4 protein-coding genes and 1 pseudogene are annotated in these 3,344 nt (G+C 34.4%); 4 read left to right on the top strand and 1 reads right to left on the bottom strand.

The features are described 5' to 3' along the window. Positions 1-301 (top strand): hypothetical protein (locus GPK60_RS03480; protein WP_215658866.1); only part of this gene is annotated, 301 nt, incomplete at its 5' end. 164 nt (positions 302-465) lie between these two features. Here the strand turns inward: GPK60_RS03480 and GPK60_RS03485 are convergent. Beyond that, a pseudogene (locus tag GPK60_RS03485) lies at positions 466-1,371 on the bottom strand (ATP-binding protein); the annotation flags it as partial. Positions 1,372-1,491: 120 nt separating this feature from the next. Here GPK60_RS03485 and GPK60_RS15500 point away from each other — a divergent pair. From GPK60_RS15500 to GPK60_RS15610, 3 genes are all read left to right on the top strand, one after another. Next, positions 1,492-1,620, top strand: coding sequence for a hypothetical protein (locus tag GPK60_RS15500; protein WP_264297126.1), 129 nt, complete (start codon positions 1,492-1,494; stop codon positions 1,618-1,620). 63 nt (positions 1,621-1,683) lie between these two features. Further along, positions 1,684-2,808 carry a Fic family protein gene (locus tag GPK60_RS03495; RefSeq protein ID WP_215658864.1) on the top strand — a complete coding sequence of 375 codons (1,125 nt, stop codon included), beginning with the start codon at positions 1,684-1,686 and terminating at the stop codon, positions 2,806-2,808. A gap of 154 nt (positions 2,809-2,962) precedes the next feature. Further along, complete coding sequence (locus GPK60_RS15610) at positions 2,963-3,301, top strand: hypothetical protein (protein WP_346727707.1); 339 nt, start codon at positions 2,963-2,965, stop codon at positions 3,299-3,301. The last annotated feature ends 43 nt before the right edge of the window (positions 3,302-3,344 follow it).

Consider the following 3,344-nt stretch of genomic DNA (forward strand, 5'->3'; position numbering starts at 1 on the left):
ATTCCACTGCTTTTTTAATAAAAATAAAACTGCGCCACAGCCTTGGCAGGCCATCGCGCAGCGATTTTGTTCAATCGGAATTTTTAGAACAAAATATTTTATAAGATTAATGAGATTTAAAAAAGGAGGATTGGACATGAAAATTTTGAAAAGTATTCTTAATTATATTCCATTAGCCACGTTTATCATATTTGTGGTTACTGATGGTATTTTTTCTCTAACATCAGCATTAATTTTTGTTATTTCAACGATTGGTCTATTAATTAATTGGAAAAGAAAAAAAACAGAGATGAAGAATTGAGAAAATTTCAGTTTGTTGAATTAAAATCAAATAAAGTTCCAGTAATCATAGAGTGTATGGATTCAAATTCCATATGCTCTTTTTCTTTTTTAGGGTCTTGCCTTAACAACAATAAAAATATCTCCATCATTTCAAAAGAGAATGACGGAGATATTTCGCCCTGCTTATTCTTGCAGTAACCAATCGGCTATATCGTGAATTTCGATTCTTTCATAGCTATATTGGGGATGTTTGGTTCTGGCAATAATCATTTTCGGATAGGCATCTCGAATCTGAAGCAGAGGAGAGCATTCTCTCTCAAATGTTTCCTGCCCGGAAATGTTGTCGCTGACCTGAATATAAAACTTCTCGCTGCCTCTCTGAGCAACAAAGTCGATTTCCTTTTGGTAGAGCTTGCCGACATAAACATCATATCCACGGCGAAGAAGCTCGATGCAAACGATGTTTTCATATACTCTGCCATAATCCATATTTCTGCTTCCCAGTATTGCATATCGAATACCGCTGTCACACAAATAGAACTTTTCAGAACTTTCAAGGTATTTCTTACCTCGGATGTCGTATCTCTTAATATCATAAAATACAAAAGCATTGCACAAATACTTAATGTACTTGCCGACGGTTACATGATTGGTTGGAGTCTTATTTGCTGTCAGAAGCTGACTGACCTTATTAGGAGAAGTCAGGTTGCTGATATTATCCATAAGGAACTCACTCAGACGTTGTAAAACCAAAGTGTCAGGGAGATTATATTTTTGTACCAAATCCCTTGTAACAATGGTTTCGTAGACTTCTTTTATATAGTTTGTTCTGTCTTTTTCGGTTCTATAAGCATAGGAACCTGCTAAACCGCCCTTGATAGCGTACTCATCAAAGAGCTTATCTTTGTCGCTAATATCATCATAATATTGGCAATATTCCTGGAAGCTGAAAGGAAACATATGAATTTCAATATAGCGTCCGGTAAACAGAGTTGCCAGATCTGCACTCAACAGGAAAGCGTTAGAGCCTGTTACATAGATGTCGTATTTTCCCTTAGAGTACAGGCTATTGATTGCCAGCTCAAACTTTTTTATTTTTTGAAAGTGGAAACTATGTAAAGGCAACCCGATTCTTTACTTAATTTCAGGAAAAATGCAGAGAGAGCTTTTGAAGAAGCATTTTATGAGAAAAAGAATCTGGATCCACAGATGCATGTACAGCAGGAAAATAATAATGCAACTGTTGCCGATGAAGTCGATCCGGAACTTCTGGCAAAGGTATTGGTTAATTCAGAGATGCGGGCATTGCTCAATTCACTGGCGAAGACGATGAAGTAATGAAAAATAGTGAAAAAATAGTGTAATTTTAGTGGAAAAACAATTCATAAAACGATATAATATATGGATGAAATGGAGGTGGATCATGTGATTAAGGTTACGCTAACAAATGAAATTTTAAAAAGAATATCGGAAATAGACGAAAAGCGTTTTTCTCTTAGTACGATAGAAATGCCACCTATTATAAAAAACAGACTTAGAAAAAACTCTAAGAAAAAAAGTTCCTATGCTTCTAACAAAATTGAAGGAAATCCATTAACTGAAAAACAGGCAAATGAGGCTATTGATAGTGATCCTCACAAACACTTTTTAAAGCCAGAACAGGAAGTTCGTAATTACTTTTTGGCTTTAAATTTTTTAGAAGAAAAACTGAAAAAGAAAGAAGCTTTTTCAAAAGAAATGATTTTAGAAGTGCAGGCAATGGTTGAAAAAGGTGCGTCAAAAGAAAAGATAGGCTTAAGAGGCCCTATGCCGCCTGGAATGTTATTTGCAGTATATGATTCCGAAACAGGTGCAGCGGAATATATTCCACCAGAGTATATTGATATTCCAGACTTGTTGGATGAACTTGTTGAATATGTAAATACTACAGATGATCATCCGCTGATTATTGCTGCTGTAGTTCATTATCAATTGGTTACCATTCATCCTTTTGAAGATGGAAATGGAAGAACCGCCAGATTAATGTCAGGCTATATTCTTGATTATTATGGATATGGTTTTAATGGAATAGGTTCTCTGGAAGAATATTTTGCCTATGATCCAGATGAATATTATGCATCACTGCAAATGGGGTTACCGGCGTTATATTATTCAGGAAGAGAAAATCCTCCTCATCCGGAAATTTGGATTAATTATTTTTTGCGGATGATGGAATTGTATTCTAAAAAGGTATATGAATTATCAAAAACATCCGAAAACGACGAGTTAGATGGAAGCCTATCTTATTTAAATGCAAAAGAAAAAGAATTCTTGGCATTTCTATTAAAAAAGCGGTTATATGAATTTACGCCAATTGAAGTAAGCAAAATGATCGGTGTAACAAACAAAACAGTCATTAATAGATGTGCAAAACTGGTAAATAATGGTTTATTGATTCCGATTATTGTCAAGACAAGAGTTCGTTCTTATCGGTTAAGTGATTTTTCAAAGACAAATGAGAAAAAGATTTTGAAAAAAATATCGTAATAAAATATAAAATTTACCAGTCAAAAACGCATGGACAAACCGTCTCGTATGCGTAATATTATTTGTAGACAAGAAAATATCTTGTACTTACGATAGGAAAGTTTAATTGAAATTTAGGAAATAAAAATTGAGATTTGATCTAAAGTTCTTTCGTATGGATCAGATTTGGTTTGCTGAAAAAAATGTAACTCTTATCACAACCGATCTAAAAGGGACTGATGTGGCAGATATCTATGCAGATTTTAAATTCTCAGAGGACGGAAAAGAAATCATTTCCTGTCCGGCAGGTCATAGACCCAAAAGCAATGTATATGACATCAATACACAAAAATACAAAGCATCTTTCCCGATATTGGAAAGCTACGGATACGAAATGAATGCACCAAGAAGTGGAAGCAGTCATTACACTTTCAGAAAGCAAGGGTGTATGCCAATTACAATACCAAAGTATGAACCAATCAAGCCTGCAAATAAAAAGTCAAGGCTAAATTGAAGAACATTGAAAATTTTATACAGGTTGAAAATTAGGTATCAAA

Source organism: Ruminococcus sp. MCC718, from assembly GCF_018783905.1.
Taxonomy (GTDB): domain Bacteria; phylum Bacillota; class Clostridia; order Lachnospirales; family Lachnospiraceae; genus Hominisplanchenecus; species Hominisplanchenecus faecis.

Bases quoted from the DNA above. Each gene is read 5' to 3' on its own strand.
- GPK60_RS15500 (WP_264297126.1), top strand. From the start codon at position 1,492: ATGCATGTACAGCAGGAAAATAATAATGCAACTGTTGCCGATGAAGTC.
- GPK60_RS03495 (WP_215658864.1), top strand. From the start codon at position 1,684: ATGGATGAAATGGAGGTGGATCATGTGATTAAGGTTACGCTAACAAAT.
- GPK60_RS15610 (WP_346727707.1), top strand. From the start codon at position 2,963: ATGGATCAGATTTGGTTTGCTGAAAAAAATGTAACTCTTATCACAACC.